Annotated in this window: 1 protein-coding gene; it reads left to right on the forward strand. The window is 48.2% G+C overall.

Annotation, left to right across the window (positions count from 1 at the left end):
* Nucleotides 1-108 precede the first annotated feature (108 nt).
* Entirely contained in the window at nt 109-1,296 is a 1,188-nt protein-coding gene (locus ACFQZT_RS32235; protein WP_379307059.1) for an IS256 family transposase, read from the forward strand.
* Nucleotides 1,297-1,406: the final 110 nt, after the last annotated feature.

Genomic DNA, 1,406 nt, shown 5'->3' on the forward strand with positions numbered 1-1,406 from the left:
GATGAAGTAAAATAGTTTGTGTACCAATATTTGGAGTATTCCCTTCAAATAAAAAGGCAGGGTATCCTCGGAATTGTCGAGATTCCATGAGAGAGGAAGAACCCTGCCATGAAAAGTATACCCAATTCCGAGTTTGCAGATCAATTGGCAAATGCTGTACTACACTTTGTTAAAGAAAAAATTGAATTCATCATGAAAGAAGAAATCGCCAACTTTCTCCACGTCGAACAGCCGGAGTCGAAGAATACTCGCAACGGTTATTATGAACGTACGCTCGATACGCGTTACGGTAAAATTGAGGACCTGAAAGTTCCTCGTGACCGTCATGGCGACTTCCAAACGCAAGTGTTTGAACCCTACCAACGACGGGATGGATGGCTAGAGGAAGCCGTCATCCGCATGTACAAAGGTGGGATGAGTACTCGGGACGTAGCAGGCTTCATTGAATGTATCATTGGCACTCAGTACTCACCGACCACAATCAGCAATGTAACCCGAACCGTTTTGGAAGACATCGAGAAGTGGCAGAACCGCCCTCTTCAAAAGCGCTACTCCGTCGTGTACCTGGACGGCTTGTACTTCAGCCTTCGCCGTGACTCCGTTGCTAAAGAGGTCATCTATGTGGCCATGGGCATCGATGAGGAAGGATACCGGCAAATTCTCGGGTTCTACGTAGGCGGCATCGAGAGCGCACATGGGTGGAAAGAGCTGTTGCAAAATTTGCATCAGCGTGGTGCCACGGACATCCTCCTAGGCGTGTTTGATGGACTCACCGGGCTAGAAGAAGCGTTTCACAGCGTGTACCCAAAAGCCGACGTTCAGCGGTGTGTCGTGCATAAGATCCGGAACACATTTCCGAAAATCCGGGTCACCGACAAAGTTGAATTTCTCGACGATTTAAAGCAAGTGTACCAGGCTGGTGATCGCGATGAAGCCATGAAACAGTTTTATCGCTTCGAAGCCAGATGGGAGAAACGGTATCCGCGAGAAGTCGCCTCCTGGCGAAACGATCTACCCGTATTGCTTACGTTTTACAAATACCCAGAGGCCATTAGGTCCCGCATCTACACGACGAACGCCATTGAGCGGACGGTGAAAGAAATCCGCAAGCGTTTGTATCCGATGAATAGCATTCCAAACGTTGAAGCAGCGGAGAAGATCGTCTACCTTGTCGTTTCCGATTACAATGAACGATGGTCAAAGCGCATCATTCGCGGGTTTGGGATGGAAGAAACCAAGCAACAACTCAAGCAAATGTTCGAGGAACGCTATGCGGGATCATTAGGCCATGAATAACTGGAAATAAATTGTAATTTTCGGTGGGGGTACCCCCACCCCTGAAAACAATCGTATCCATCGTTCCGATGGATACCCAGACCTAAATACACAAACTTCTTGACGCTACC

The organism is Paenibacillus sp. GCM10027628, from assembly GCF_042676385.1.
GTDB lineage: Bacteria > Bacillota > Bacilli > Paenibacillales > NBRC-103111 > Paenibacillus_E.